The sequence below is a fragment of the Actinomadura barringtoniae genome (genome assembly GCF_017573505.1).
Lineage (GTDB): Bacteria > Actinomycetota > Actinomycetes > Streptosporangiales > Streptosporangiaceae > Spirillospora > Spirillospora barringtoniae.
In genome coordinates this window covers 35,476-59,459 of the sequence record NZ_JAGEOJ010000030.1, presented here as the reverse complement: position 1 = coordinate 59,459, position 23,984 = coordinate 35,476, and the positions used below count along the sequence as shown (strand labels likewise).

26 protein-coding genes are annotated in these 23,984 nt (G+C 70.8%); 13 read left to right on the top strand and 13 right to left on the bottom strand.

Annotated features, from left to right (window positions below):
• Nucleotides 1–3: 3 nt before the first annotated feature.
• Nucleotides 4–1,023: a methyltransferase gene (locus J4573_RS48200; protein ID WP_208263169.1), complete on the bottom strand. Its 1,020-nt coding sequence runs from the start codon at nucleotides 1,021–1,023 to the stop codon at nucleotides 4–6.
• Nucleotides 1,024–1,026: 3 nt separating this feature from the next.
• Complete coding sequence (locus tag J4573_RS48195; protein ID WP_208263168.1) at nucleotides 1,027–1,188, bottom strand: hypothetical protein; 162 nt, start codon at nucleotides 1,186–1,188, stop codon at nucleotides 1,027–1,029.
• Between the two features lie 147 nt (nucleotides 1,189–1,335).
• Between J4573_RS48195 and J4573_RS48190 the strand changes: the two genes are divergently transcribed.
• Nucleotides 1,336–3,279 (top strand): beta-propeller domain-containing protein, encoded by a 1,944-nt coding sequence (locus tag J4573_RS48190; protein WP_208263167.1) that lies wholly within the window; start codon nucleotides 1,336–1,338, stop codon nucleotides 3,277–3,279.
• Nucleotides 3,280–3,376: 97 nt separating this feature from the next.
• Here J4573_RS48190 and J4573_RS48185 read toward each other — a convergent pair whose 3' ends face one another.
• The 4 genes from J4573_RS48185 to J4573_RS48170 form a co-directional block, all read right to left on the bottom strand.
• Nucleotides 3,377–4,513 (bottom strand): D-alanine--D-alanine ligase family protein, encoded by a 1,137-nt coding sequence (locus J4573_RS48185; protein ID WP_208263166.1) that lies wholly within the window; start codon nucleotides 4,511–4,513, stop codon nucleotides 3,377–3,379.
• Between the two features lie 21 nt (nucleotides 4,514–4,534).
• Nucleotides 4,535–5,815: a trans-sulfuration enzyme family protein gene (locus J4573_RS48180; protein WP_208263165.1), complete on the bottom strand. Its 1,281-nt coding sequence runs from the start codon at nucleotides 5,813–5,815 to the stop codon at nucleotides 4,535–4,537.
• A gap of 207 nt (nucleotides 5,816–6,022) precedes the next feature.
• Nucleotides 6,023–7,012: an NAD(P)H-dependent glycerol-3-phosphate dehydrogenase gene (locus J4573_RS48175; protein ID WP_208263207.1), complete on the bottom strand. Its 990-nt coding sequence runs from the start codon at nucleotides 7,010–7,012 to the stop codon at nucleotides 6,023–6,025.
• 17 nt (nucleotides 7,013–7,029) lie between these two features.
• Entirely contained in the window at nucleotides 7,030–7,911 is an 882-nt protein-coding gene (locus J4573_RS48170; protein WP_208263164.1) for a lysophospholipid acyltransferase family protein, read from the bottom strand.
• Between the two features lie 82 nt (nucleotides 7,912–7,993).
• Here J4573_RS48170 and cofC point away from each other — a divergent pair, with 82 nt between their 5' ends.
• Nucleotides 7,994–8,653, top strand: a complete 660-nt coding sequence (gene cofC / locus J4573_RS48165; protein WP_208263163.1) for a 2-phospho-L-lactate guanylyltransferase — start codon at nucleotides 7,994–7,996, stop codon at nucleotides 8,651–8,653.
• On the opposite strand, the gene J4573_RS48160 is transcribed toward cofC, so the two are convergent.
• The 5 genes from J4573_RS48160 to leuC form a co-directional block, all read right to left on the bottom strand.
• Nucleotides 8,650–8,895: a cold-shock protein gene (locus tag J4573_RS48160; RefSeq protein ID WP_208263162.1), complete on the bottom strand. Its 246-nt coding sequence runs from the start codon at nucleotides 8,893–8,895 to the stop codon at nucleotides 8,650–8,652. The two genes, cofC and J4573_RS48160, sit on opposite strands and share 4 nt — an antisense overlap.
• Nucleotides 8,896–9,015: 120 nt before the next feature.
• Nucleotides 9,016–9,291, bottom strand: a complete 276-nt coding sequence (locus tag J4573_RS48155) for an HU family DNA-binding protein (protein WP_208263161.1) — start codon at nucleotides 9,289–9,291, stop codon at nucleotides 9,016–9,018.
• A 158-nt stretch (nucleotides 9,292–9,449) separates the two neighbouring features.
• A complete protein-coding gene (locus J4573_RS48150) occupies nucleotides 9,450–9,683 on the bottom strand; it encodes an SCO5555 family protein (protein WP_208263160.1) in 234 nt (77 codons plus the stop codon).
• A gap of 207 nt (nucleotides 9,684–9,890) precedes the next feature.
• Nucleotides 9,891–10,478, bottom strand: a complete 588-nt coding sequence (gene leuD / locus J4573_RS48145) for a 3-isopropylmalate dehydratase small subunit (RefSeq protein ID WP_208263159.1) — start codon at nucleotides 10,476–10,478, stop codon at nucleotides 9,891–9,893.
• A 14-nt stretch (nucleotides 10,479–10,492) separates the two neighbouring features.
• Entirely contained in the window at nucleotides 10,493–11,890 is a 1,398-nt protein-coding gene (leuC, locus tag J4573_RS48140; protein WP_208263158.1) for a 3-isopropylmalate dehydratase large subunit, read from the bottom strand.
• A gap of 97 nt (nucleotides 11,891–11,987) precedes the next feature.
• Here leuC and J4573_RS48135 point away from each other — a divergent pair, with 97 nt between their 5' ends.
• Nucleotides 11,988–12,707 (top strand): IclR family transcriptional regulator, encoded by a 720-nt coding sequence (locus J4573_RS48135; RefSeq protein WP_208263157.1) that lies wholly within the window; start codon nucleotides 11,988–11,990, stop codon nucleotides 12,705–12,707.
• 271 nt (nucleotides 12,708–12,978) lie between these two features.
• Here the strand turns inward: J4573_RS48135 and J4573_RS48130 are convergent, their stop codons facing one another.
• Nucleotides 12,979–13,596 carry a TetR family transcriptional regulator gene (locus tag J4573_RS48130; RefSeq protein ID WP_208263156.1) on the bottom strand — a complete coding sequence of 206 codons (618 nt, stop codon included), beginning with the start codon at nucleotides 13,594–13,596 and terminating at the stop codon, nucleotides 12,979–12,981.
• 143 nt (nucleotides 13,597–13,739) lie between these two features.
• On the opposite strand from J4573_RS48130, the gene J4573_RS48125 reads away from it, so the two are divergent.
• From J4573_RS48125 to J4573_RS48080, 10 genes are all read left to right on the top strand, one after another.
• Nucleotides 13,740–16,055, top strand: a complete 2,316-nt coding sequence (locus J4573_RS48125) for a glycoside hydrolase family 3 protein (RefSeq protein WP_208263155.1) — start codon at nucleotides 13,740–13,742, stop codon at nucleotides 16,053–16,055.
• Nucleotides 16,056–16,153: 98 nt separating this feature from the next.
• Nucleotides 16,154–16,780 (top strand): MerR family transcriptional regulator, encoded by a 627-nt coding sequence (locus tag J4573_RS48120; RefSeq protein ID WP_208263154.1) that lies wholly within the window; start codon nucleotides 16,154–16,156, stop codon nucleotides 16,778–16,780.
• Between the two features lie 81 nt (nucleotides 16,781–16,861).
• Entirely contained in the window at nucleotides 16,862–17,251 is a 390-nt protein-coding gene (locus J4573_RS48115) for a YidH family protein (RefSeq protein WP_208263153.1), read from the top strand.
• A complete protein-coding gene (locus J4573_RS48110; RefSeq protein ID WP_208263152.1) occupies nucleotides 17,248–17,556 on the top strand; it encodes a DUF202 domain-containing protein in 309 nt (102 codons plus the stop codon). Before J4573_RS48115 ends, J4573_RS48110 begins: the two co-directional genes overlap by 4 nt.
• A 38-nt stretch (nucleotides 17,557–17,594) precedes the next feature.
• The gene (locus J4573_RS48105) at nucleotides 17,595–18,101 is read left to right on the top strand and encodes an NADPH-dependent F420 reductase (protein WP_208263151.1); all 507 of its coding nucleotides are present in this window, start codon (nucleotides 17,595–17,597) and stop codon (nucleotides 18,099–18,101) included.
• A gap of 5 nt (nucleotides 18,102–18,106) precedes the next feature.
• Entirely contained in the window at nucleotides 18,107–18,511 is a 405-nt protein-coding gene (locus tag J4573_RS48100; RefSeq protein ID WP_208263150.1) for an NUDIX hydrolase, read from the top strand.
• Between the two features lie 207 nt (nucleotides 18,512–18,718).
• Nucleotides 18,719–19,432 carry an alternative oxidase gene (locus J4573_RS48095; protein ID WP_208263149.1) on the top strand — a complete coding sequence of 238 codons (714 nt, stop codon included), beginning with the start codon at nucleotides 18,719–18,721 and terminating at the stop codon, nucleotides 19,430–19,432.
• A 121-nt stretch (nucleotides 19,433–19,553) separates the two neighbouring features.
• Complete coding sequence (locus J4573_RS48090; RefSeq protein ID WP_208263148.1) at nucleotides 19,554–20,570, top strand: glycoside hydrolase family 113 protein; 1,017 nt, start codon at nucleotides 19,554–19,556, stop codon at nucleotides 20,568–20,570.
• A 91-nt stretch (nucleotides 20,571–20,661) separates the two neighbouring features.
• Nucleotides 20,662–21,021 (top strand): hypothetical protein, encoded by a 360-nt coding sequence (locus J4573_RS48085; protein ID WP_208263147.1) that lies wholly within the window; start codon nucleotides 20,662–20,664, stop codon nucleotides 21,019–21,021.
• A gap of 546 nt (nucleotides 21,022–21,567) precedes the next feature.
• Entirely contained in the window at nucleotides 21,568–23,439 is a 1,872-nt protein-coding gene (locus tag J4573_RS48080) for a WD40/YVTN/BNR-like repeat-containing protein (protein ID WP_208263146.1), read from the top strand.
• On the opposite strand, the gene J4573_RS48075 is transcribed toward J4573_RS48080, so the two are convergent.
• Entirely contained in the window at nucleotides 23,430–23,897 is a 468-nt protein-coding gene (locus J4573_RS48075; RefSeq protein WP_208263145.1) for a helix-turn-helix domain-containing protein, read from the bottom strand. The genes J4573_RS48080 and J4573_RS48075 overlap by 10 nt on opposite strands.
• Nucleotides 23,898–23,984: the final 87 nt, after the last annotated feature.

The following is a 23,984-nucleotide window of genomic DNA, read 5'->3' as shown; positions in this document are numbered from 1 at the left end:
GTCTTAGGCGGGGACTCCCTCCAGGACCCACTGCGGCGGTGTGGTCGGCACGGCCTGGCTGAGCCGCAGTCCCGCCGAGCCGAACAGCTCCTCCCACTCGGCCCGCGTGCGCTCGCGGCCGCCGTTGTTGACCATCACCTCGATGTCGATGAACTTGCCCCAGTCGTAGGAGTCGTCCTCGGGGATCACGGTCTCGATGACGACCAGCCGCGCGTCCGGCCGATCGCCGATCGCCGCGCGGACCGAGGCCAGTACCGACGCGGCGAACTCGTCGGTGAAGCAGTGCAGGGTGTTCTTGAGGACGTACGCGTCGGCGTCCACCGGCAGCCCGCCGGGCAGCTCACCCGGGGAGACCGCGACGCGTTCACCGAACTCGGCGAGCAGCCCGGGCGCGCTCATCGTGACCACGTCGGCGCGGTCGACCAGCACGCCGGTCGTGTCGGGGCACGCCCGCAGCAGCGCCGCGAGCAGCCTCCCGTGGCCGCCGCCCAGGTCGGCGATGCGCCGGAACGCGCTGAAGTCGTAGGCGTCGACCTCCTTGCCCAGCTCGTCGCTGAGCGAGGCCCACGCGCCCTGGTAGACGGCGGCGAACTCGGGGCGCGCGTCCAGGTAGGAGAACATCGGCATGCCGTGCACGCGCGGGAAGGCCGGTTCCCCGGTCCGCACGGTCTCCAGGATGTCGCCGAACGAGGCGAAGGTGGCGGGGTCGCCGAGCAGCACGGTCAGGTCGCGCACGCTGTCGGGAACGCCGGTGCGCAGGCACTCGCCGAGCGGCGTCAGCCCGTACCGGCCCTCGGGCAGGCCGCGGAAGACGCCGACCGCGGCGGCCGCGCGCAGGCAGCGCCGTAGCGGGCCGGCCTGCACTCCGGTCTCGGCCGCCAGGTCCTCGGCGGAACGCGGCCCGCCGGCGAGCAGATCGGCGATGCCCAGCTCGGCCAGCACGTAGATCGGCTGCGAGACCCACTTGGCCGCGACGAGCCCGATCAGCTGGACGTGGGCGGGGAGCTCGGGGGGCGCGGGCATCGTTCACCGCTCCCGTTCGTTCTGCCCGCGTTCCTGCCGGGCCTGGCGTTCGCGCTGCGCGTCCTGCTGCCGGGCCTGCTCATCGGCCTGCCGCTGCTGCTTGTCGCGCTGTGCGGCCCGCTGGCGCTCGCGTTCGGCGGGGTCGCCTTTCCACGGCCATCGCATGGCTCCTCCTCGGAGGGCTCGATCGGGAACTGCCGTAGGACCAACGTAACAAGCTCCCTAACAGTGTTCGGCTCGGCGTCCGGAAATGGTCTGAAAAAAGTTGGAATCCGCCGGGAACCAAGGAACCCAGGGCTCCGTCTAAGTGCCATGCGAGCCCGTGCGTACACCCCCGCCGCCACGATGCTCCTCGCAGCAGGCTGCGCCGCGACCGGCGTCCATTCGACGCCCGCCGCCGTCGACGCGCCGCCGATGCGCCTGGTGGCGTACGACAGCTGCGACGACCTGGCCAAGGGTCTGCGCGCGGCGACCGAGAAGCAGGTGACGCCGTACGGGCTGGACGGTCCGATCACGCCCATGATGAAGGGCAGGCTCCCCGAAGGCGCCGCCCGCGCGCCGGGCCCGGCCACCGAGGGCGACCAGGCGGGCAAGCCCGCCGACCACTCGACCACCAACAACCACGAGGCCGGCGCGGACGAGCCCGACCTGGTGAAGACCGACGGCAAGCGGATCGTCACCCTCTCCAAGGGAGAGCTCGTCGTCATCGACGCCGCGACCCGCAAGGTCACCGGGAAGCTGAAGGTCTCCGACGACCGCCTGCCCGGCGCGACGGGCCAGCAGCAACTCCTGCTCAGCGGCGACCGCGCCCTGGTCCTCACCAAGCCGATCTCGCTCATGTACCGGATGCCGGACGTCGCGGGCACCCCCGACGGCCCGGGCATCAGAACGCAGCAGACGACTCTCACGACGGTCGACCTGACCGGCACGCCGAAGGTCACCTCCACGATGAAGGCCGACGGCGACCTGGTGGACGCGCGGCAGACCGGCTCGGTCGCACGCGTCGTGGTGAAGACGCGCCCGCGCATCGACTTCCCGCAGCAGCCGGTGAAGCCCGGCCCACAGGGCCAGCAGGCGGCGATCGACCGCAACAAGGAGGTCGTGCGCAAGGCGCCCGTCAGCGCGTGGCTGCCGAAGTTCACGGTCGGCGGCAAGTCCTACTCGGTGCAGTGCGACCAGGTCAGCAGGCCCGCCTCGTACACCGGCACCACCATGCTGAACGTGCTCACCCTCGACCTGAGTCACGACCTGGGCGACCCGCAGGCGGTCAGCATCGCCGCCGACGGCGAGACCGTCTACGGAACGGGGTCGAGCCTCTACATCACCGGCACTCCCCCGCAGCCCCTCCAGTGGGGCAAGGGGAACGAGCTCAAGGGCACGCCGCAGAAGACCGACGTGCACAAGTTCGACGTCAGGGGCACGGGACGGCCGCGCTATGTGGCGTCGGGCTCGGTGCCCGGCTCGCTGCTCAACCAGTACTCCATCTCCGAGTACGGCGGGAACGTCCGGCTCGCTACTACAACGACTCCCATGTCGACGGAGGGTGACGTTCCTTCGTCCTCCGCGGGAGGGGGTCCTGCCTCCCAAAGCGCGGTTTACGTGCTCGGACAGCGGGGACCGCAACTAAGTGTGGTCGGAAAGCTCGACGGCCTGGGCAAGGGCGAACGGATCTACTCGGTCCGTTTCATCGGCACGGCCGGCTACGTGGTGACGTTCCGGCAGGTCGACCCGCTGTACGTGCTCGACCTGTCCGACGCCGCCCACCCGAGGTCCACCGGCGAGCTCAAGATCACCGGCTATTCCGCGTACCTGCACCCGATGGCCGACGGCCGGCTGCTCGGCGTCGGCCAGGACGCCGACGACCAGGGCCACCGGCTCGGCACCCAGGTGTCGCTGTTCGACGTCGCGGGCGGCACTCCGAAGAAGGTCGGCTCCTACCGGCTGCCCGGCACCAGCGCCTCGACCGACTTCGACCCGCACGCGTTCCTCTACTGGCCGCAGTCCGGTCTCGCGGTGGTCCCCGTCAGCGGCGACGGGATCAGCAACACCGGCGCCGGGACCGGAGAGGCGCTCGTACTCAAGATCGACGGCAACGGTCTGCACAAGGCCGGCACCGTGCACCACCCCGGGAGCTCCTATGAGAACTCCATCCAGCGTTCCCTCGTCGTCGGGAACACGCTGTGGACGATCTCGGACGGAGGCGCCCGGGCCACCGACGTGTCGAGTTTTCACGACCAAGGCTGGCTGCGGTTCTGAGGGGATGCCGTAGCCAAGCCCTCCGTGGACCGGCCGTGGGATCAGAGTGATCCTGCGGCCGGTCCCTTTTTGAGCAGGAGAACAGTCGGCCGGGCGGTTACCTGAGTCCGGTCGCCTTGGTGAGGGCCGTCTGGATCAGGCGGTCCACCAGCGCCGGGTAGTCCAGGCCGCTCGCCGCCCACATCTGCGGGAACGCCGAGGCGGGCGTGAAGCCGGGCATGGTGTTGATCTCGTTCAGGATCCAGCGGCCGTCGCCGGTGTAGAAGAAGTCGACGCGGGCCAGGCCCTCGCAGTCCAGCGAGTCGAACGCCTGGGCGGCGAGGCGCCGGACCTCCTCGACGGCGGCCTGCGGCAGGTCCGGCGGGATGTCCAGGCGGAGCGTGGCGTCGAGGTACTTGGCCTCGAAGTCGTAGAAGTCGGCCTCGGTCACGACCTCGGCGGGCAGGCTCGCCTCGGGCGGCCCGTCGTTCAGGCCCTGCAGCACGCCGCACTCGATCTCGCGGCCGACGATGGCGGCCTCGACGATCACCTTCGGGTCGTGCTCGCGGGCGGCCTCGACGGCGGCCTCCAGGCCGGCCTCGGAGTCGACCTTGGTGATGCCCATGCTCGAACCCGCGCGGGCGGGCTTCACGAACACCGGCCAGCCGAGCTCCTTGATCTCGTCGATCTTCCGCTTGCGCTCGCGGCGCCACTCGCGGTCGGAGACCAGCACATAGCGGCCGATCGGCAGGCCCTGGGCCTCCCAGACCATCTTCATGAAGCCCTTGTCCATGCCGACCGCGCTGGCCAGCACCCCGGCCCCGACGTAGCGGACGCCCGCCAGGTCGAGCATGCCCTGGATGGTGCCGTCCTCGCCGTATGGGCCGTGCAGCAGCGGCAGCACCACGTCGACCTCACCGAGCGTCGAGGGCACCTCACCGGGCGCGACCACCATCAGGCCGCGGCTCTCCGGATCGAACGGCAGCGCGAGCGCCGAGCCGGAGGGATCGACCTCGGGCAGCCGGCCGTCCTCGATGGCCAGCCGCTGTCCCTCGGGCGCCAGCACCCACCGGCCGTCCCGGGCGATGCCGACCGGCACCACCTCGTAGCGTTCCGGATCCATCGCGGCCATCACCGCACCGGCCGTGATGCACGAGATGCTGTGCTCGGAGCTGCGCCCGCCGAACACCACGGCCACGCGGATCTTCGCAGCGCGGCCGGTCGCGTCGCCGGAACTAACTGTGTGGTCGGACATGACGTCCGACCCTACCGTTGATCAGCGGGGATCGGCCACGAGCGGCTGGGCGGGGGCGGACGGGGCGGGCCGGATCACCCGGACGATGGTGTCGAGGGCGTCGGTGACGTCCCGGACGAGATCGTCGGCGTCCTCCAGGCCGATGGAGAAGCGGACCGCCGCCGGGTCGACGCCGGCCAGCGAGAGCGCGGCGTCGTCGAAGCGGTGATGGGTCGTCGAGGCGACGTGGCCCACGGACGTGCGCGTACCGCCGATGCCGGTGGCGATCAGCGGGAGGCGCAGCGCGTCCACCAGCGCCAGCCCGGCGTCGCGGCCGCCGTGCGGGGTGACGGTGACGACCGCGCCGAAGCGCGTGCCCTCGGGCCCGGCGTTGAACAGCTTGCGCGCCAGCTTGTGGCTCGGGTGGCCGGGCAGCCCCGGGTACTCGACCGCGCGTACGCCCGGATGCCCGGCGACCGCCGCGGCGAACAGGTTGGCGGTGTCGCACTGGCGGCGCAGCCGCAGCGACAGCGTCTCCAGGCCGCGGCGCAGCAGGAACGCCTCGTCGGGCGCGAGCGCGGCGCCGGTCTCGGCGCGCACCCGGCGGACACCCTCGATCAGCTCGGGGCGGCCCACCACGGCGCCGCCGGTCGCGTCGCCGTGCCCGCCGATGTGCTTGGTGGCCGAGTGGACCACCAGGTCGGCGCCGTGCTCCAGCGGGCGGCAGACGACCGGGGTGGCGAGCGTCGAGTCGACCGCGAGCAGCGCGCCGCCCTCGTGCGCGATCTCGGCGATCAGCGGCAGCTCGGCCACCGACAGGCCCGGGTCGCTCATCGTCTCGGCCCAGACCAGCCGGGTCGTCGGCCGCAGCGCGGCGAGCACCGCGGGCGGGTCGGTCGTGTCGACGAACGTGGTGTCGACGCCGAAGCGGTTCATCAGGCCGGTGAGCAGCTCGCGCGTACCGCCGTACGCGGAGATCGGCGCGACCACGTGCGCGCCCGCGCGGGCGAACGCCAGGAACACCGCGGTGATCGCGGCCATGCCGGAGGCGAACGCCTGGCCCTCCACGGGGTCGGGCAGGCCCGTTCCCTCCAGCGCGGCGAGACCGGCGGCGAACGCGTCGGCGGTCGGGTTGCCCAGCCGGCTGTAGCAGTAGCCGAGGGACGGGTCGCTCACCAGGTCGGAGTGCTCGGCGGCGCCGGCGAAGCCGAACGCGCTGGTACGCCAGACGGGGAGGCCGACCGGCGTCTGCTGCGGTACGGGAGGTGGTGGCAGATGTACGGCGCGCGTGTTCTCGCCCTGCCTGCGAGTCTCTTTACGCATCGTTCACAGCATGTCACACACCGTATCTCCGTACATGCCGTACGCAGCATCGATCTCCACGCCGTATCGCTCTGCACGCGGCATCGCTCTGCACGCGGCATCGATCTACACGCGGCATCGATCTACACGCCGTATCGATCTACACGCCGTATCGATCTACACGCCGTATCGATCTACACGCCGTATCGATCTACACGCCGTATCGATCTACACGCCGTATCGCTCCGGCTTCGGGGAACGAGAGATGAGCGAGATGGCCGCGTCCTTGATCGGCATGCCGCGGTAGAGCACGTTCACCACCGCCTCGGTGATCGGCATCTCCACGTTGTGCTTGCGGGCCAGCTCCAGCACCGGCTCGGAGGACTTCACGCCCTCGGCGGTCTGCTTGGTGGCGGCGATGACCTGCTCCAGCGTCATGCCGCGGCCGAGGTTCTCGCCGAACGTGCGGTTGCGCGACAGCGGCGAGCTGCAGGTGGCGATGAGGTCGCCCATCCCGGCGAGCCCGGCGAAGGTGTGCTCGTCGGCGCCGAGCGCGGCGCCGAGCCGGGAGATCTCCGCCAGCCCGCGGGTCATGATCAGCGCGCGGGTGCTGTCGCCGAAGCCGAGCCCGACCACGACGCCGACGCAGAGCGCGACGATGTTCTTGACCGCGCCGCCCAGCTCGCAGCCGATCACGTCGGTCGAGGTGTAGACGCGGAAGTACGGCGTCATCGACGCGGCCTGCAGGCGCTGCGCCACGTCCTCGTCCACGCAGGCGGCGACCGAGGCGCAGGGCTGGCCGGTGCCCATCTCGCGGGCGAAGTTCGGGCCGGTGAAGACAGCGACCCGTTCCTCCGGCACGTCGGCGACCTCCCGGATGACCTCCGACATCCGCCGGGTCGTGCCGAGCTCCACGCCCTTCATCAGGCTGATCAGCACGGCCTCGGGCGGCAGCGCCGGGACCCACTGGGTGAGGTTCTCGCGCAGCGTCTGCGCGGGCACCGCGAGCGCGACGAAGTCGGCGCCCGCGAGGGCCTCCGCCGGGTCGAGGGTGGCCCGCACACCCGCGGGCAGCTCGATCCCGGGCAGGTAGTCGGGGTTCTCGTGCCGGGTGTTGATCGCCTCGACGACCTCGGCGCGCCGCCCCCACAGGGTGACCTCGCCGCCCGCGTCGTGCAGCAGCTTGGCGAACACGGTGCCGAACGACCCCGAGCCCATCACGGCCGTACGGAAAGTCACGAGGCGGCTCCGCTCTCGCCGGTGTTCTCAGCGTGCTCGGTCTTCTCAGCGTGCTCGGTCTTGTCCGCCGCGGTCGCCTCGGCGTGCTCGGCCTTGGCGGCTTCGGCCTTCTCCTTGGCGAGCAGGGTGCGCCGCTCCTCCTGAGCCTTGTGGTGGTCGTACAGCTCCTTGGGCGCCTCTTCGCCGCGCAGCTCACCGAGCAGGTCGGCGATCGCGCGCATGATCTCCTCGGTCGCCTCGTGCAGCACGTCCTTGGTCAGCGGCTTGCCCTCGTACCTGGACAGGTCCACCGGCGGCCCGGCGATCACCTGCATCTTCTTGCGCGGGAACGGGTGGAAGCCCTTCTTCAGGCTGCCCCGCAGACCGCTCTGGTCGCCCTTCTTATAGGGCAGGAGCTCATGGGCGCCCCAGTTCGCCACCGGAACGATCTTGGCCCCGGTCTTCAGCGCCATCCGCGCCACCCCGGTCTGGCCGGTCATCGGCCACAGCTCCGGGTCGCGGGTGCAGCTGCCCTCCGGGTAGAACATCAGGCACTCGCCGTCCACCAGCGCCTGCTCGGCGTCCTTGAGGGCGAGCGCGGCGTCGGAACGGTCGCGGTAGACCGGGATCTGGCCGGTGCCGCGCAGCACGGGCCGCAGCAGCTTCACGTCGAAGAGTGTCGACTTGGCCAGGTAGACCGGGTAGCGGCCGGACTCGTACACGAAATGCGCGAGCGCGAGCGGATCGGCCTCGGAGATGTGGTTGGCGGCGATGATCAGGCCGCCCTTCCGGGGCACGTTCTTCTGCCCTCGCCAGTCCCGCTTCAGCAGCCCGTACAACACTGGGCGCAGGATGGCGATCGTGAGCTTCCGCCAGGCCGGCGAATACTCGTGGCTCATGCCCGTCCCTCCTAGGTCAATCCCCTGTGAACGAGGGGTGTCCTCAAGTGTCGCGGCTTCGTGCGCATAGTGTCGAGTTGCCATGTCTACAGCAGAGGCCGCGGTGCCTCATCTCCAGTGGTCCCTGGTCGTCCCGGTCAAGGTGCTCGCCAGGGCCAAAACCCGCATGTCCACGGCCGCGGGCCCGCACCGGCAGGCCCTCGCGCTGGCCGTCGCGACCGACACCGTGGCCGCCGCGCTGCGTTGCGACCGCGTACGCGATGTGATTGTCGTCACCGACGATCCCGTTCCCGCCGCCGATCTTGCCGCACTCGGCGCCCGGGTGGTGCCCGACGAGCCGGACGCGGGCCTGAACCCGGCCCTCGTGCACGGCGCCCGCCGGGCCGCCGCCGGATCCCCTGTGGGAGCCATGTCCGCGGATCTACCCGCCCTGCGGCCGGACGAACTGTCCCGCGTCCTCGCCGCCGCCGAATCGGCGCCCGAGGCGTTCGTGCCGGACGCCCTCGGGATCGGAACGACCCTCTACACGGCCCGCCCCGGCGTCCCGTTCGCCCCCGCGTTCGGCGGCGAGTCCCGCATCGCCCACCGCGCCAAGGGCGCCAGGGAACTCCTGCTGGACGACATCGACAGCGTCCGCCGCGACGTCGACACCCTCGAAGACCTCAAGGCCGCCATGGTCCTGGGCCTCGGTCCGCGTACCGCCGAAGTGGCGGCTCTGCTGCCCGCGTTCCGTTCGGCCTAGGCGTCGCCGTCGGGCTCAGCGTCGGCGTCCGGCTTCGGGCGGGGCGGCAGCGCGAACGTCGAGAGCGTGATCACCGATACCCGGCCGTCGTCCTCGGCCAAGTTCACGCGCTGGCCGAAGCGCAGCATCCGGAGGCCACCGGCGTCGAACGCCGCCGAATCGAAGGCGAGCTCGGTCCCGTCGTCCAGCAGCACGCTGCCCGAGCGGGTCTCGGCGTCGTAGGTGCTCACGGTGCCCTGCATGCGATCAGCCTAGCCCGCAGGGCCGTCCGCGCCATCTGCGCCGAACGGCCCCCAGACGCGAGACGGCGCCCGACGCCACGTTGTGGAACGTGGCATCGGGCGCCGGCCCGGACGTGCTCGTTACTTACCGGCCACCAGGTTCTTGAAGTCGGCGCCCGCCTTGAACTTGGGCACGGACGTCGCGGGGACCTGGATGGTCTTGCCGGTTGCCGGGTTGCGGGCCGTGCGGGCAGGCCTGTCGGCCTTCTCGAACGAACCGAACCCGGTGATCGCGACCTTGTCGCCCTTGGCGACGGTGGTCTGGATCGTCTCCAGGATCGCGTCGACTGCCTCGGCTGCGGCCTTCTTGCTGCCCAGCCGGTCGGAGATGGCGTCGACCAGCTCACGCTTGTTCATGGGTGTACTCCTCTTGTTCCCCCCTTGCCCGAACGAAACTAAGGGAGTCTCGGCATCGGCACAATCACTGGACAGCAAGAGTTGCCGTGTCGCTGACGTTTTTGTCGCAATCGCCCCTGTCTCGCCAGGCGCCGGACCGAATCCGGCCACCGCGCACGCTACAACGCCTTGCGGTTCCCGTGGAAATCGGCGAGGAACGAGTCGAGCCGCCGAGCGGCCAGTTCGGGGTCGCGTTTGGCCAGATCGGTGATCGTCAGCAGATGCCTGATGAGGCGCCTGCGGGTCGCCTGCGGCAGCGGCGCGACGAGCTTGTGGGCCTCGCGCAGCTGCTCCGCGAGGGCGGTCAGCACCGGATCGTCCCAGTCGGGCCCGGTCCAGGGCGGCGTGCTCAAAAAGACCCCCAAATGAGTCGAGCGTGTCTCCGCGCAAGGACGATTGTCCTCCGCGCGGAGACACGCTCGGCCACCCGGGGTCGGATGCGGCCTCAGGCCGGGGCCGGATGCGGGCTCAGGCCAAGGTCGGATGCGGCCTCAGGCCGGGGCCGGATGCGGGCTCAGGCCAAGGTCGGATGCGGCCTCAGGCCGGGGCCGGGAGCCTGGTCAGACGGTGGTGGGGAGCCAGGGCGTACGGCGCTCCTCGAACTCCGCGATGTCGTCGGCGTGGCGCAGGGTCAGGCCGATGTCGTCCAGGCCCTCCAGGAGCCGCCAGCGGGTGTAGTCGTCGATCTCGAACGGCGCCACGATCGCGCCGCTGCGCACCTCGCGCTTCTCCAGGTCGACGGTGACCTCGGCGGACGGGTCCTGCTCGGCCTGGTCCTGCAGCGCCTCGACGGTCTCGTTCGGAAGAATCACCGGCAACAGCCCCATCTTGGTGGAGTTGTTGCGGAAGATGTCGCCGAAGCGTGGCGCGATGACGGCGCGGAAGCCGTACTGCTGCAGCGCCCAGACGGCGTGCTCGCGGGACGAGCCGGTGCCGAAGTCCGAGCCCGCGACCAGGATGCTGGCGCCCTCGTACTGCGGCTGGTTCAGCACGAAGGACGGGTCCTCGCGCCAGGCGGAGAACAGGCCCTTGTCGAAGCCGGTGCGGCTGACCTGCTTCAGCCAGACGGCCGGGATGATCTGGTCGGTGTCGACGTTGCTGCGGCGCAGCGGCACGGCGCGCCCGGTGTGCGTGGTGAACGCTTCCATGTTCTCGCTGCTCCTTACAGGTCGGCCGGAGCGGCCAGGTGGCCGGTCACGGCGGTGGCGGCGGCGACGGCGGGCGACACCAGGTGGGTGCGGCCGCCGGGGCCCTGGCGGCCCTCGAAGTTGCGGTTGGACGTCGAGGCGCTGCGCTCGCCCGGGGTGAGCTTGTCGGGGTTCATCGCCAGGCACATCGAGCAGCCCGCCTCGCGCCACTCGGCGCCGGCGGCGGAGATGACCTCGTTCAGGCCCTCGGACTCGGCCTGCTGCTTCACCTTCATCGAGCCGGGCACGACCAGCATGCGGACGCCGTCGGCGACCTTGCGGCCCGCCAGCACGTCCGCGACCGCGCGCAGGTCCTCGATGCGGCCGTTGGTGCACGAGCCGACGAAGACGGTGTCGACCTTGACCTCGCGCAGCGGCGTGCCGGCGATGAGGCCCATGTACTCCAGCGCGCGCTCGGCGGCCTGGCGCTCGACCGGGTCGCCGTAGGACGCGGGATCGGGCACCGAGTCGGCGAGCGGGAGGCCCTGCCCCGGGTTGGTGCCCCAGGTGACGAACGGGGTGAGCTCGGCGGCGTCGATGACGACCTCGCGGTCGAACTCGGCGTCGTCGTCGGTGCGCAGCGACTTCCAGTGCTCGACGGCGGTGTCCCAGTCCGCGCCCTGCGGGGCGTTCGGGCGGCCCTTCAGGTACTCGAACGTGGTCTCGTCCGGCGCGATCATCCCGGCCCGGGCGCCCGCCTCGATGGACATGTTGCAGACCGTCATGCGGCCCTCCATCGACAGCTCGCGGATCGCCTGGCCGCGGTACTCGATGATGTGGCCCTGGCCGCCGCCGGTGCCGATCTTGGCGATGATGGCCAGGATCAGGTCCTTGGCGGTGACGCCGTCGGGCAGGCTCCCGTTCACCGTGACGGCCATCATCCTGGGCTTCACCTGCGGCAGCGTCTGCGTGGCGAGCACGTGCTCGACCTCGCTCGTGCCGATGCCGTGCGCCAGCGCGCCGAACGCGCCGTGCGTCGAGGTGTGCGAGTCGCCGCACACGACGGTCATACCGGGCTGGGTCAGGCCGAGCTGCGGGCCGATGACGTGCACGATGCCCTGGCCGTCGTCGCCCATCGGGTGCAGGCGGATGCCGAACTCGGCGGTGTTCTTGCGCAGCGTCTCGACCTGGGTGCGCGACACCGGGTCGGCGATCGGCGCCAGCAGGTCGGTCGTCGGGACGTTGTGGTCCTCGGTCGCGATCGTGAGGTCGGGGCGGCGGACCGGCCGCCCGGCCATCCGCAGCCCGTCGAACGCCTGCGGGCTGGTGACCTCGTGCACCAGGTGCAGGTCGATGTAGAGGAGGTCCGGTTCGCCTTCAGCGCGTCGCACGACATGCGCGTCGTACACCTTGTCGGCCAATGTGCGGCCCATCGCTCCACCTCACCTGTGTGATCGTCTTATGAGCCACCACCTCGTGGCTCAGGTCACTCGACTTGCATCTCAGATTTCGAGACGGCAATATCGAGGTATGGACAACTCTAGCGGAGTCGGCGTACTTGACAAAGCCGTTCTCGTCTTGAACGCCCTGGAGGCCGGCCCGGCCTCGCTGGCCCAGCTCGTTCAGACCACCGGGCTGGCACGGCCGACCGCCCACCGGCTCGCCGTCGCGCTGGAGCACCACCGCCTCGTCCACCGGGACACCCAGGGCCGCTTCATCCTGGGCCCGCGCCTCGCCGAACTCGCCGTCGCCGCAGGTGAGGACCGGCTGCTGGCGATCGCCCAGCCCATCCTGGCCCAGCTCCGCGACCTGACGGGCGAGAGCGCCTCCCTCTTCCGCCGCCAGGGCGACGTCCGGGTCTGTGTGGCCTCCGCCGAGCGCACGAGCGGCCTGCGGGACACCATCCCGGTCGGCGCCGCACTGCCGATGACCGCCGGGTCCGCCGCCCAGATCCTGCTGGCCTGGGAGGAGCCCGACCGCCTGCACCGCGGCCTGCGCGGCGCCAAGTTCGAGGCCACCACGCTCGCCTCGGTCCGCCGCCGCGGCTGGGCCCAGAGCGTGGGCGAACGCGAGCAGGGCGTCGGCTCGGTCTCGGCCCCGATACGGGGTGCGGGCGGCCGCGTGATCGCCGCCGTCTCGGTCTCCGGGCCGCTGGAACGCCTGACCCGCTCCCCCGGCCGCCTGCACGCCGGCCCCGTCATGGCCGCCGCCGAGAAGATCAGCGAGTCCATGCGCCGCACCACCACCTGAGCTTCAAGAGAAGGCGAAAGCCGTGCCACAGCGCGAGCTGCGGCACGGCTTCGTCCTTTGCCTAGAGGGTCGCGCCGAGGTTCTGGAGTGCGGTGCCGAGATCGTTGAGGAGCACGCCGATCGCTCCCAGCGTCACGGCCGCTGCGATGGAGATACGGGTGAACGTGCGCATGGGACTCCCTGGGTATGCGGGGTCAGAGTCGCTACCCATAGTGACCATCACCACTCGCCTTGTGACTCTCCGTGAGGAGAGGGGTGTGTTGCCACCGGGTCAGGGACGCAGGGTCGCCAGGAGATCGTCGAGGTAGGCGCTGAAGAGGGCGGGCATGTCCACGCCGCCGGGGTCCAGCAGCCATTGGGTCTGCAGGCCGTCCATCATCGCGATGATGCGGGAGGCGTACGAGCCCGGGTCGATGCCGGGCCGCAGTTCGCCGGCCGCCACCCCGGCAGTGAGGGCCTCGGCGATCCAGGTCCGCATGCGCGCGTAGCGTTCCTCGGCCCAGGCGCGGGCGGGATGGTCGGCGGTGACGGCCTCGCTGGTCAGGACCACGAAGAGCCGGACGAGCTCGGGCACGCGGGAGTTGTGCTCGACGAGCCGTACGAGCGCGGCCCAGGCGTCCAGGCCGGTGGGCATCGTGCCGTCCTCGGCGAAGAACCGCTCCATGTCGCGGCGGTCGCGCAGCTCCAGTACGGCGACCAGCAGCTCTTCCTTGCTGCGGAAGTGGTGCAGCAGCCCGGGCTGGGAAAGGCCCGCACGCTCGGCGACGCGGGCCAGTGACGTGCCGCGATAGCCGTTCTCCGCGAACTCCTGCATCGCGATGTGCAGGATCCGCTCCCGCCGCGCGTCGCCCGCCGCATACCCGCGCCGGCCGTCGGTCCTCGTCGCCATCCCCGCCTCCTGCCTGCCCCCAACCCTAGCCAGGGCGAAAGGTAACGCAAAGATAACAAACCTACCGAGTACTCGGTAGTGCGACATAGAGTCGGCTTTGAGCGGAGCTTTGAGTGGACATGTGTCCCTAGGGAGGTTCTTCAATGACCATCGACGTGTCCGTCCTGCGCGAGCGGCTCGCTGAGCTGACGCTGGAGGAGAAGGTCGACCTGCTCACCGGGGCCGACTTCTGGTCGCTGCGCCCGATCGAGCGGATCGGGCTGCGCCGGGTCGTGCTGTCGGACGGTCCGAGCGGCATCCGCGGCACGGCCTGGGACGAGCGCGACACCAGCCTGCTGTTCCCGAGCGCCACCTCGCTCGCCGCCACCTGGGACCCCGGCGTCGCCGAACGGATCGGGCGGCTGAACGGCGCGCAGGCCCGCGACAAGGGCGTGCACGTTCAGCTGGCCCCGACGATCAACCTGCACCGCACGCCGCTCGGCGGCCGCCACTTCGAGAACTACTCCGAGGACCCGCTGCTGACCTCGCGGATCGGCGTCGGCTTCGTGACCGGCGTGCAGTCGGCCGGGGTGGCGGCGACGGTGAAGCACTACGTCGGCAACGACTCCGAGACCGACCGCATGTCCTATGACGCGCGCATCGACGACCGCACGATGGACGACCTCTATATGCGCCCGTTCGAGGACACGGTCAAGGCGGGCGCGTGGGCGGTGATGGCCGCCTACAACCAGGTGAACGGCGCCACGATGACCGAGAACGAGCCGCTCCTCACCGGCGTTCTCAAGGACAAGTGGGGCTTCGACGGCGTCCTGATGTCGGACTGGACGGCGATCCGTTCCACCCAGGCGAGCGCCAACGCGGGCATGGACCTGGAGATGCCCGGCATGCCGCGCAGCCCGTGGCGCGACAAGCTCGTCGCCGCCGTGCGCGACGGCAAGGTCTCCGAAGAGCTGATCGACGACAAGGTGCTGCGCGTCCTGCGCCTGGCGGCACGCGTCGGCGCGCTCGACGGGTTCCCCGAGCCCGCCCCCGCGTCCACGCCCGACGACGCGCGCGACCAGCTTCGCGAGATCGCCGCCCGCGCGACCGTGCTGCTCCGCAACGACGGCGTGCTCCCGCTCGCCTCCCCCGCCAAGGTCGCGCTGCTCGGCCCGAACGCGGTGCGCTTCAGCGCGCAGGGCGGCGGCAGCGCGCACGTCAACCCCGACCACGTCGTCACGCCGGTCGAGGGACTGCGCCGGGCGCTCCCGGACGCCGAGACCGCGGTGCACTCCGGCGTCTACCCGCACGAACGCCTCGCGCACCTGCCCCTGGCGCTCATGTCCGACCCCGAGACCGGCGAGCCGGGCCTGCGCCTGGACTACCAGGACGAGGACGCCAAGCTCCTCGACACCGAGAACCGGCGCGGCACGCACTTCATCTTCTTCGAGGGCCTGCCCAAGGGCACCCGCCGGATCGTCGCGCGCGCCGTCGTCACGGCGGACGTGGCCGGCGTGCACACCTTCGCCGTCGCGGGCGTCGGCCCGTTCGACCTCCGCCTGGGCGACCACGTCGAGTCGGTGACGCTGTCACTGGACGGCGACGACCCGGTCGAGGGCATGATGCGGCCGCCCGAGCACCGCGTCGAGCTGTCGCTGGAGGCCGGGCAGAGCATCCCGGTCGAGGTCGGCTACACGCTGGTCGGCGGGCTGTTCGGCGGCTCGTTCGCGATCGGCCACCACGGCCCGCACCTGCCCGAGGACCAGGAACTGGCCGCCGCCGTCGCCGCCGCGCGCGAGGCCGACGTCGCCGTGGTCGTCGTCGGCACGAACGACGACGTCGAGAGCGAGGGCTTCGACCGTTCGACGCTCGCGCTGCCCGGCCGCCAGGACGAGCTGGTCTCCGCCGTCGCCGCCGCGAACCCACGAACGGTCGTCGTCGTGAACGCGGGCGCGCCCGTGCTGATGCCGTGGCGTGACGACGTCGCCGCGGTCCTGTGGGCGTGGCTGCCCGGTCAGGAGGGCGGCGACGCGATCGCCGACGTTCTCACCGGCGCCGCCGAGCCCGGCGGTCGCCTGCCCACCACGTTCCCGTCGACCGAGTCCGGCATCCTTTCGCCGCACCCGGTGGACGGCGTACTGGAGTATTCGGAGGGCACATCGATCGGCTACCGGCACTACGAGCCGGCGCAGATCGCGTACCCGTTCGGGCACGGCCTCGGCTACACCACCTGGGAGTACGAGTCCGTGACGGTCTCGGACGGCGTCGCGACGGTGACTGTCCGGAACACCGGCTCCCGTCCCGGACGCGAGGTCGTTCAGGCGTACTCGACCGGCGGTACCCTGCGCCTCGCCGGCTTCGCGGTCGCCGAGGCCGCCCCGGGCGAATCCGTTTCTGTGCGGATCGAGCTGGACGATCGCTTCCCGGTGAACGCGCTCCGCGTCGGCCGCTCGATCACCGATCTCCGTCTCGGCGGGTAAGGGCGTTAGGGCTTGAGGGCCGCTGCGACTCGTTGGATAGTGGGGGTATCTGACGGCGCGGGTTGGATAGCGTGGGTATCCAACATAGGGGGTGCGTCGTGCAGATCTCCGAGCTCAGCGACCGCAGCGGCCTCACGGTTCAGACGATCAAGTTCTACATCCGGGAGGGACTGCTCCCGAAGGGGGCCGCCGCCAGCGCCACTCGCTCGGACTACGACGAACGCCACCTGGAGCGGCTCCGGCTCATCCGCGCGCTGCGCGAGGTCGGCGACATCCCGGTCGCCTCGATCAAGAAGATCATCGCGTCGGTGGACGACGAGTCGGTCGGGATGCGCGAGCTGTTCGGCACGACGCAGTACGCGCTCGGCCCGCACGTGGACGCCCCGGACGACCCGCACTGGCGCGCGGCGCGCGAGGACGTGGACGCGCTCATCCGCGAACTCGGCTGGCAGGTGAGCCCGGAGGCGCCCGCGCGGGAACTGCTCGCCCAGACGTTCGTGGCACTGAGGCGGCTCGGCTTTCCCATTACGCTCGTCGAACTCCGGCCGTACATGAAAGCCGCGATGAGCGTCGCCGAGCACGAGATCGGCGGAATCGCCGACGACGCCCCGCGTAGCCGCACCGTTCATTCGATGTTGGTCTCCACGGTGCTGTACGAGCAGGTCCTGACCGCCCTGCACCGGCTGGCGCAGGAGGACGTGAGCGCCCGTAGATTCGGGGATTGAGGCCGATTTCCGATATTGTCAGTCGGAATTCAAATTCACATCGATTGGGTCGATAAACAGCAAAGCGCATATCATCAATGCGTGACCGCGACCCATCCCCCGGAGACCCCAGGCGGCAAGTGGACCGACCGTCTGCTCGCCGAGGGAACCGACCCCGACCCCCGCTTCACCCTGGCCAACGAACGCACGTTCCTCGCCTGGATCCGCACCGCGCTCGCGATGATCGCGGGCGGCATCGGGGTGGCGGTCAGCGGCCACCTGATGGCGGCGCCACTGCGGCACGGCCTGGCGATCGGCCTGTCCGCCGGGGGCGCGCTGATCGCGGCCATGGCGTTCCGCCGCTGGCTGCGCACCGAGCGCGCGCTGCGCCGCGCCGAGACGCTCCCGCCGCCCGCGCTCGCGCCGATCATGGCCTACGGGCTGGCGATCGGCGCCATCGCGCTGCTCGCCGCGCTCCTGCTCACCCGATGAACCTCTGGGACCCCGGCGCGCAGCCCGAACGGACCGCGCTGGCCTGGTCCCGCACCACGCTGGCACTGATCGTCGCGGGCCTGCTGTGCGTACGGCTCGCGCCGACCCCGGGCGGCGCGGCGCTGGCCGCGTTCGTCGTCTGTACGGGCGCGGGGTTGCAGTTGCGCCGTGCCAGGCTGCAGCATCGTCGCAGGGGTCGGCGGCTTCGTGCGGGTGAGCCGGTCGCCGACCCCGTCTCCGTCCTCCTCGCGACCCTCGTCACCGTCGCGCTGGGATTGATCGGGCTCGTTTTCGCGTTGGCCTGACCTGACATCATGCGGCGGGACCACAACGGAGGAACGCGATGCGGATCGCAGTCATCGGCACCGGATTCATCGGCGGCACCGCCGCCCGGGTCGACACGCTCGAACGGGCGATCGCGGACGCGGAGGTCGTGGTGGTGACGCTGCCCGGCCAGGCCGTCGACGCGTACCTGGACGCCAACGGGCCCGCGCTCGCCGGCCGGATCGTCGTCGACGTCGCCAACCGCATGGGCCAGGCCGTTCCGAACAGCGCCGAGCAGGTCCGCGCCAAGGCGCCGGGCGCACGCTACGCCCGCGCGTTCAACACCCTCGGCGGCGAGATGTTCGAGGACCCGATCGTCGGCGGCGAGCGGGCCGACCTGTTCTTCTCCTCCGACGAGGACGCGCGCGCCGCTGTGGAACGGCTGGTCGAGGCGGTCGGCCTGCGCCCGGTGTACGTCGGCGAGGACCAGCACGACGTGGTCGACGGGATCTTCAAGCTCTACTTCGCCCTCGCCATCGGGCAGAAGCACGGCCGCCGCACCGCGTTCAAGCTGCTGACAGACTGAGCCACATGGATCAAGCGGTGCTCGACGTCGTGGCCTGGGTACGCGCCGACCAGGGCCGGATGCTGACCGTACGGTCGCGCGGACGGGACCTGCTCTACCTCCCCGGCGGCAAGCGCGAGCCGGGCGAGGACGACTGGACGGCGCTGTCGCGCGAGGTACGCGAGGAGCTGGGCGTCGAGCTCGAGCCCGGATCGTTCCGCGAGCTCGGCGTGGTCCACGCGCCCGCCCACGACCAGCCCGCGTTCGCGTCCGTGCGGATGGCCTGCTTCACCGCCGACTACGACGGCGAGTTCGCCGCGACGGGCGAGGTGGACGAGTTCCTGTACGTAGGACGTGCGGAGCGCGACCTCCTCGCCCCGGCCTCGCAGGCCGCCCTCGACCTGGCCGGTCGCTCGGGTCTCGTCCCTTAGGGCCCTGGGGCCCGGCGGCCCCTTAGGGGTGATCCCTTACGTCGCTCGACGTACGGGCGCGCGGTGCGCCATCCTCACGGCGCAGCTCGTTCACCGGGAAGAACATCCAGCGCGGTAGTCCAAGAGCATCTCCGCGGCCGACGCCGCGGTGGTCGCCGTCCACGCAACATCGAAGCGGATCAACCACCGCGACGAACGGACGAGACGATGACGATCACCGCCGCCCCCACCCCCGCCCTCGCGCCTGTTACGCAGGGCGCTCCGCCCAAGCTGTCCGCGTGGGAGCTGCGCGCCGCGCAGATCGACACGCTGGAGGCACCCCGTCTGCGGTACGGCCTGCTGGCGCGGATGCTGTTCAAGCAGATGGACCTGGTCTACGGGCGTGAGCGCACGCTGGTGAAGTTCACGATGCTGGAGTTCATCGCCCGCGTGCCGTACCAGGCGTGGGAACGCATGGGCTCCTTCTCGATGTCCCGGCACCGGCGCCGTTCCGCCCTCGCCAAGCGCGTGTACGACCGCATTCTCGAAACCCGCGAGGAGCAGGACAACGAGCAGTGGCACCTGCTGATCCTGCAGGACCTCGTTCAGCGCGAAGGGCACAGGCAGTCCTTCCTGCTGCACCGCGCCGCGCCATGGCTGGTGGCGTTCTTCTACTACCACGTGTCCTGGCTGCTCTTCCTGGTGAAGCCGGAGCTCAGCTACCGCCTGAACGCCGACTTCGAGGACCACGCCGAGCACGAGTACATGAGCTACGTCGCCGAGCACCCCGAGCTGGAACTCCGCCCCGCGCCCACGACCTACAGCGCTGAGTACGGCCACTACGACACGGTGGCCGACCTGCTGCGCCAGATCGGCCACGACGAGCGCGTCCACAAGCAGGACAGCCTCGTCCACATGAAGGCACCCCGTTTCCAGGACTGACCTTGGCCGGGGCTACTCCTGGCCCGGGACTGACCTTGGTCGTGACGGGAGCGTCTTTGGTCTAGGCGCAATGGCTTAACGGCCGATGCCCGTGCGGGCGCTCCCCGCGAAAAGTAGGCCCATGACCATCGAACGAAGGACCGTACTCGTAGGCGCTGCCGCCCTGACGGCCGCCTACGCGACCCCCGTCCAGGCCTCCACCCGCATCCCCTTGCGCGGCATGAACTACGACACCGAACGCGAGGTCTGGCTTACCCCCTACGTACGGCACGACATCAAGGCGATCCGCCACCAGCTCCATTGCACGGGCATCCTGCTCCTGGGCTCGGACCTGCACCGCCTTACCGAAGCCGCTGAAATAGCGACCGCCGAGGGGCTGAAGGTCTGGTTCGAGCCTCGCCAGTTCGACAAGGGTGCCCGTGAGACCCTCGCGTTCATCAAGGCAGTCGGCCACGTTGCCGAGCGCCTCAAAGCGGGTCTGTCCCTAGGCTGCGAGCTCACCATCTTCATGGACGGCCTGGTCCCCGGTAAGAACTACATCGAGCGCGCCCAGGCCCTGGCCACGACCCCCGACTACAACCAGCGCCTCAACAACTTCCTGGCCACGGCCCTCACCACCGTCCGCTCGATTTTCCATGGCCCGATCACGTACTCCTCCGGCGTATGGGAGGACGTTGCCTGGCAGGGCTTCGACATGGTCGGCATAGACCTCTACCGGGATTCCTCGAACGAGAAGACCTACGCCTCAGATGTCCGCGCGCTGCACCGCCACCGCAAGCCCGTCATCATCACCGAGTTCGGCTGCTGCACCTACCGAGGTGCCGACAAGCGGGGCGGCGATGGCTTCGACATCATCGACTGGACGAAGAACCCGCCGGTCATCAAAGGCCACCACGTACGCGACGAACGCGTGCAGGCCCGCTACATCGACGAGTGCCTGACCGTTCACGAGAGACAGGGCGTCCACGGCACGTTCGTCTACAACTTCATCGAGACCGAGTCCCCGTACATGCGCAACCCCAAGCTCGACATGGACATGGCCGGGTTCTCCGTGGTGAAGGTCTTCCCCGACTATGCACGCACCGGCCGCTGGGCGCCCAAGCTCTCGTTCCACACCATCACTCAGCACTTCAAGTAATCAATCCCGACACACACCAACAATGATTGACGTCCGTCACCCACAGTGGACACACTAAGAGCACCAATGATTCTGGTGAACGGGGACACCCATGAACGACCACATCGTTTACGCAACGGACCGCATCCGCTCCGCCTGCGACCTGCCCAGCCTGATGGCCGCCACCTTCGCCGGCGTCGAGCTCATGGAACGCTGCGCCACCGCCCTGGCCGCCGACCACCCCGTCTACAACCCGGCCCTCGCCGAGGCCAGCGACGCCTGGTGGGCACTGTCCGCCGCCCCGTCCCTCAAGATGTACAGCCCCGAGCCCACCCAGGCCGCCACGTTCTCCCTCTTGGTGACCCAGGCCCTCGTGGCCGCCACTTCCCGCACCCTGAACCCCGCAGACCGAGTCGCCTGCCTCGAAGCCGCACGTCACGCAGGCCGCGTCCACGACGCTCTCACCCACTAGGCCACTGGGCCACCACCTCCCACTTTCGTACACTTTCCCTCGCACGAGGGGGCGAACGTGGGCACTGACGACCGGCACGAGGAACGGGGCGAGGATCGGGGCGACTCCGCCCCGACCCCCGTTCCACCCAGCTGGGGCAATGCCGAACCCGAGGACAAGCTCGTAGCCAGCTGGCGTGCCTCTCCCACACCTCCGCCTCCTTCCGAGGAGCCGGCGCCGCCCCCACCTCCCTGGGTCCCGCCGCCCAAGAGCACCCCCGCACCTCACCCACCCAGCCAGGGGCAGGCGGACGCCATGCCCTGGACGCCCAGGCCTTTTCCCCAGGAGGCGGCGCGAAGGCCCGCCACGCAGGCTCGACCTCCTGCTGCGCGGGAGCAGGCCTGGGCGCGACCGGCACCGGCCGCGCCTGCGGGGGATGCGGCGTTCATCCGGCCCAGAGGGCTGCCCACGCCGCCCCGCTCCGGGCTGCAGCGGCTCATACGCCCTGGACTCGCGGTCGTTGTCGTCGTCGCGGCCGGATTGGGCGTCTGGCAGGGATTCCGCCTCATGGGGGATGACAAGCCTGGGGAAGGCCAGGGCGGCGGCGCGCGGAAAGCGGATCAGGTCTTCGCCGTGCCCCCGGCGATGTACGACGGGCACGAGCAGGCGGTCAGCGGGGTCGCGGTCAAGGGAAACACCGCGGTGGCCGTCGGCAGCGAGACCATCGATCAGCCTCGCGGCCAGTTCCTCGTGACCACCGACGGAGGCAAGGCGTGGCGTGCGGTCAACACCGACGGCGTCCCGGCCGCGGTCGCCGCCGGCCCCAAGGGCTGGGTGGCGCTCGGCGAGGCGGCGTGGACCAGCGCGGACGGGCAGGAGTGGACTCGGCGCGCGGGCTCGTTCAGCCCAGGCGACAAGGTCGCGGGCCTGGCCTTCAGCGAGCTCGGTTTCGTCGGGGTCGGCACGTCCTCCCAGGGACGGGCGGTGGCGTGGACATCACCCGACGGCGTGGCGTGGCAGCGCGTCGAGACGGCCGTGGACGCTGAGCCCGTGCGGGTCGCCGCGCACGGGCGCAACGTCGTCATGCAGGATCGCAAGGGCGCCCTGTGGCGTTCGGTCGACGCGCGTACGTGGACCAAGGCCGACGTTCCACAGAGCGACGGGTCGCACGGACCGATCGTCGCGCTGGCGTCCGGGCCCGGCGGGCTCTATGCGGCCCGTGAGGGTGAACGCAAGGACTCCAAGAAGAAGCGGAAGATCGCGGTGTTCTTCCGTTCGGCCGACGGGGTGGGCTGGGCGCGCGCGAGCATGATCGACCGGCGCACGTACGACCGGCTGGGCGCGCTCGGCGGCAGCGACAGCGGACTGGCGGCCCTGGTCCCGCTGACCGACGGCCGCGTGGCCGTTCAGCGCACAACCGACGGCGTCAACTGGCAGAACGTGGAGCGCCTGGCGACCGACGGCGGCCGGGCCGCGCAGGTCGCGGCGGCGCTGCCGAAGGGCGTGCTGGTCGCGGGCACGCAGACGGGCGGCGCCTACCTGACCGCGCCGGGCAGCCGCCACGGCGACGTGGACCTGCTGGGCGTCCCGGGCGCCGTCACCCCCGACCGTACGATCAAGCGGCTGGTGGCCGGCGGTGGAACGATCCTGGCGATCGGCAGCGCGGGCGGCGACGCGGCGGTGTGGAGCACGCGGGACGGCGAGAAGTGGACCCGTTCCGCGGGCGACGGCCTGGGCGGCGCCGGGGCGCAGCGCCTCACGGCCGCCACGTACGGCCCGCACGGCTGGGTGACGGTCGGCGGCAGCACGATCGCCACGTCCCCCGACGGCGCCTCATGGCACCCGGCCGGCGGAGTGCACGGCACCCTGTCGGGCGCCGCGTACGGCACGAGCGGCTACGTGGTGGTCGGCGACAACGCCTGGCGTTCCGACGACCTATCGCGCTGGACGCGTTCCGACCTGAAGGCGAGCGACGTAGCGGCGGTGTCCAAGGGATACGTCGCTGTCGGCGGCAAGGACCACGCCGAGGCCTGGCTCTCCGCCGACGGCGGCAAATGGACCGCCGTCACGATGCCCGCGAACCTGGGTCCGCTCAGCCAGGTCACCGCACGCGGTGACGCGGTCGTGGCGATCGGCGCCGGTGTGGTCGCGTTCTCCGGCGACGCGGGACGGACATGGCGCGGCCAGGCGATCCCGGCGACGCTGAACGCGGTCGTCGCCACCCCGCGCGGCTTCGCCCTCGGCGGCGAGACGTCCGGCGACGCCGCCATGTGGGCCTCGGCGGACGGTGCGACCTGGCGCCCGATCCGGCCGCACGGACGTGCCCTGGACGGCGACGGCCCGCAACGCCTGAACGCCCTGGCCGTGCTCGGCACGGACCTGGTCGCGGTAGGCCAGGACGACGACGTCCCCACCCTCTGGCGAACCCCTCAGCCCTGAGCCTTCTTGCGCTTCCGGTCGGCCTGGGCGGCGGCGAGGATCATCTCGTCGACGACCCAGCGCGCCTCCGGAGACAGGTCGACCAGCGCGCGCAGCACCTCCGAACGCACCACACCGCCCGCGACCTCGCGCCGCAGCGCCTTGAACGTCAGGTCGTCGTCGATCGGGTCGGCCTCACCGGGAAAGCCGAAGTAGCCGATCGGCACGCCGAAGAAGTTCGCCAGCGCGGTCAGCGTGCGCAGCTGCGGGTTGTCCTGCCGCCCCGTGCGCAGCTTCCACACCGTCGTGGACGAGATGTCCTCGCCCGTCGCCCTGGCGATCGCGGCCGCCGTCTCGACGTTGTTGCGGGCCGGCGGAACCTCCGCGGGCCACATGTTCCGGATCAGCCATTCGATCTTCTCCGCGAGCGTCGCTCCCGGAGCGATGCCGTGAACCGCCCCCGCCCGATCCTGAGCCACCTGTTCCCCACGCCCCCTGCTCTGTCGCCGTGCCCGATGACTTTAGTTGACCGAACGCCTTCCCGTCAGCCAGGGACACGGACGACA

What these genes read in the sequence shown, in the direction of transcription:
- J4573_RS48175 (WP_208263207.1), bottom strand. Translation starts at nt 7,012, where the DNA reads ATGGGCTCGGGGTCGTTCGGCACCGTGTTCGCCAAGCTGCTGCACGAC.
- J4573_RS48130 (WP_208263156.1), bottom strand. Translation starts at nt 13,596, where the DNA reads ATGGCGACGAGGACCGACGGCCGGCGCGGGTATGCGGCGGGCGACGCG.
- J4573_RS48195 (WP_208263168.1), bottom strand. Translation starts at nt 1,188, where the DNA reads ATGCGATGGCCGTGGAAAGGCGACCCCGCCGAACGCGAGCGCCAGCGG.
- cofC (WP_208263163.1), top strand. Translation starts at nt 7,994, where the DNA reads ATGTCTACAGCAGAGGCCGCGGTGCCTCATCTCCAGTGGTCCCTGGTC.
- J4573_RS48200 (WP_208263169.1), bottom strand. Translation starts at nt 1,023, where the DNA reads ATGCCCGCGCCCCCCGAGCTCCCCGCCCACGTCCAGCTGATCGGGCTC.
- J4573_RS48135 (WP_208263157.1), top strand. Translation starts at nt 11,988, where the DNA reads ATGGACAACTCTAGCGGAGTCGGCGTACTTGACAAAGCCGTTCTCGTC.
- J4573_RS48080 (WP_208263146.1), top strand. Translation starts at nt 21,568, where the DNA reads ATGGGGGATGACAAGCCTGGGGAAGGCCAGGGCGGCGGCGCGCGGAAA.
- J4573_RS48100 (WP_208263150.1), top strand. Translation starts at nt 18,107, where the DNA reads ATGGATCAAGCGGTGCTCGACGTCGTGGCCTGGGTACGCGCCGACCAG.
- J4573_RS48185 (WP_208263166.1), bottom strand. Translation starts at nt 4,513, where the DNA reads ATGTCCGACCACACAGTTAGTTCCGGCGACGCGACCGGCCGCGCTGCG.
- leuD (WP_208263159.1), bottom strand. Translation starts at nt 10,478, where the DNA reads ATGGAAGCGTTCACCACGCACACCGGGCGCGCCGTGCCGCTGCGCCGC.
- J4573_RS48180 (WP_208263165.1), bottom strand. Translation starts at nt 5,815, where the DNA reads ATGCGTAAAGAGACTCGCAGGCAGGGCGAGAACACGCGCGCCGTACAT.
- J4573_RS48085 (WP_208263147.1), top strand. Translation starts at nt 20,662, where the DNA reads ATGAACGACCACATCGTTTACGCAACGGACCGCATCCGCTCCGCCTGC.
- J4573_RS48155 (WP_208263161.1), bottom strand. Translation starts at nt 9,291, where the DNA reads ATGAACAAGCGTGAGCTGGTCGACGCCATCTCCGACCGGCTGGGCAGC.
- leuC (WP_208263158.1), bottom strand. Translation starts at nt 11,890, where the DNA reads ATGGGCCGCACATTGGCCGACAAGGTGTACGACGCGCATGTCGTGCGA.
- J4573_RS48125 (WP_208263155.1), top strand. Translation starts at nt 13,740, where the DNA reads ATGACCATCGACGTGTCCGTCCTGCGCGAGCGGCTCGCTGAGCTGACG.
- J4573_RS48170 (WP_208263164.1), bottom strand. Translation starts at nt 7,911, where the DNA reads ATGAGCCACGAGTATTCGCCGGCCTGGCGGAAGCTCACGATCGCCATC.
- J4573_RS48095 (WP_208263149.1), top strand. Translation starts at nt 18,719, where the DNA reads ATGACGATCACCGCCGCCCCCACCCCCGCCCTCGCGCCTGTTACGCAG.
- J4573_RS48105 (WP_208263151.1), top strand. Translation starts at nt 17,595, where the DNA reads ATGCGGATCGCAGTCATCGGCACCGGATTCATCGGCGGCACCGCCGCC.
- J4573_RS48110 (WP_208263152.1), top strand. Translation starts at nt 17,248, where the DNA reads ATGAACCTCTGGGACCCCGGCGCGCAGCCCGAACGGACCGCGCTGGCC.
- J4573_RS48090 (WP_208263148.1), top strand. Translation starts at nt 19,554, where the DNA reads ATGACCATCGAACGAAGGACCGTACTCGTAGGCGCTGCCGCCCTGACG.
- J4573_RS48160 (WP_208263162.1), bottom strand. Translation starts at nt 8,895, where the DNA reads ATGCAGGGCACCGTGAGCACCTACGACGCCGAGACCCGCTCGGGCAGC.
- J4573_RS48190 (WP_208263167.1), top strand. Translation starts at nt 1,336, where the DNA reads ATGCGAGCCCGTGCGTACACCCCCGCCGCCACGATGCTCCTCGCAGCA.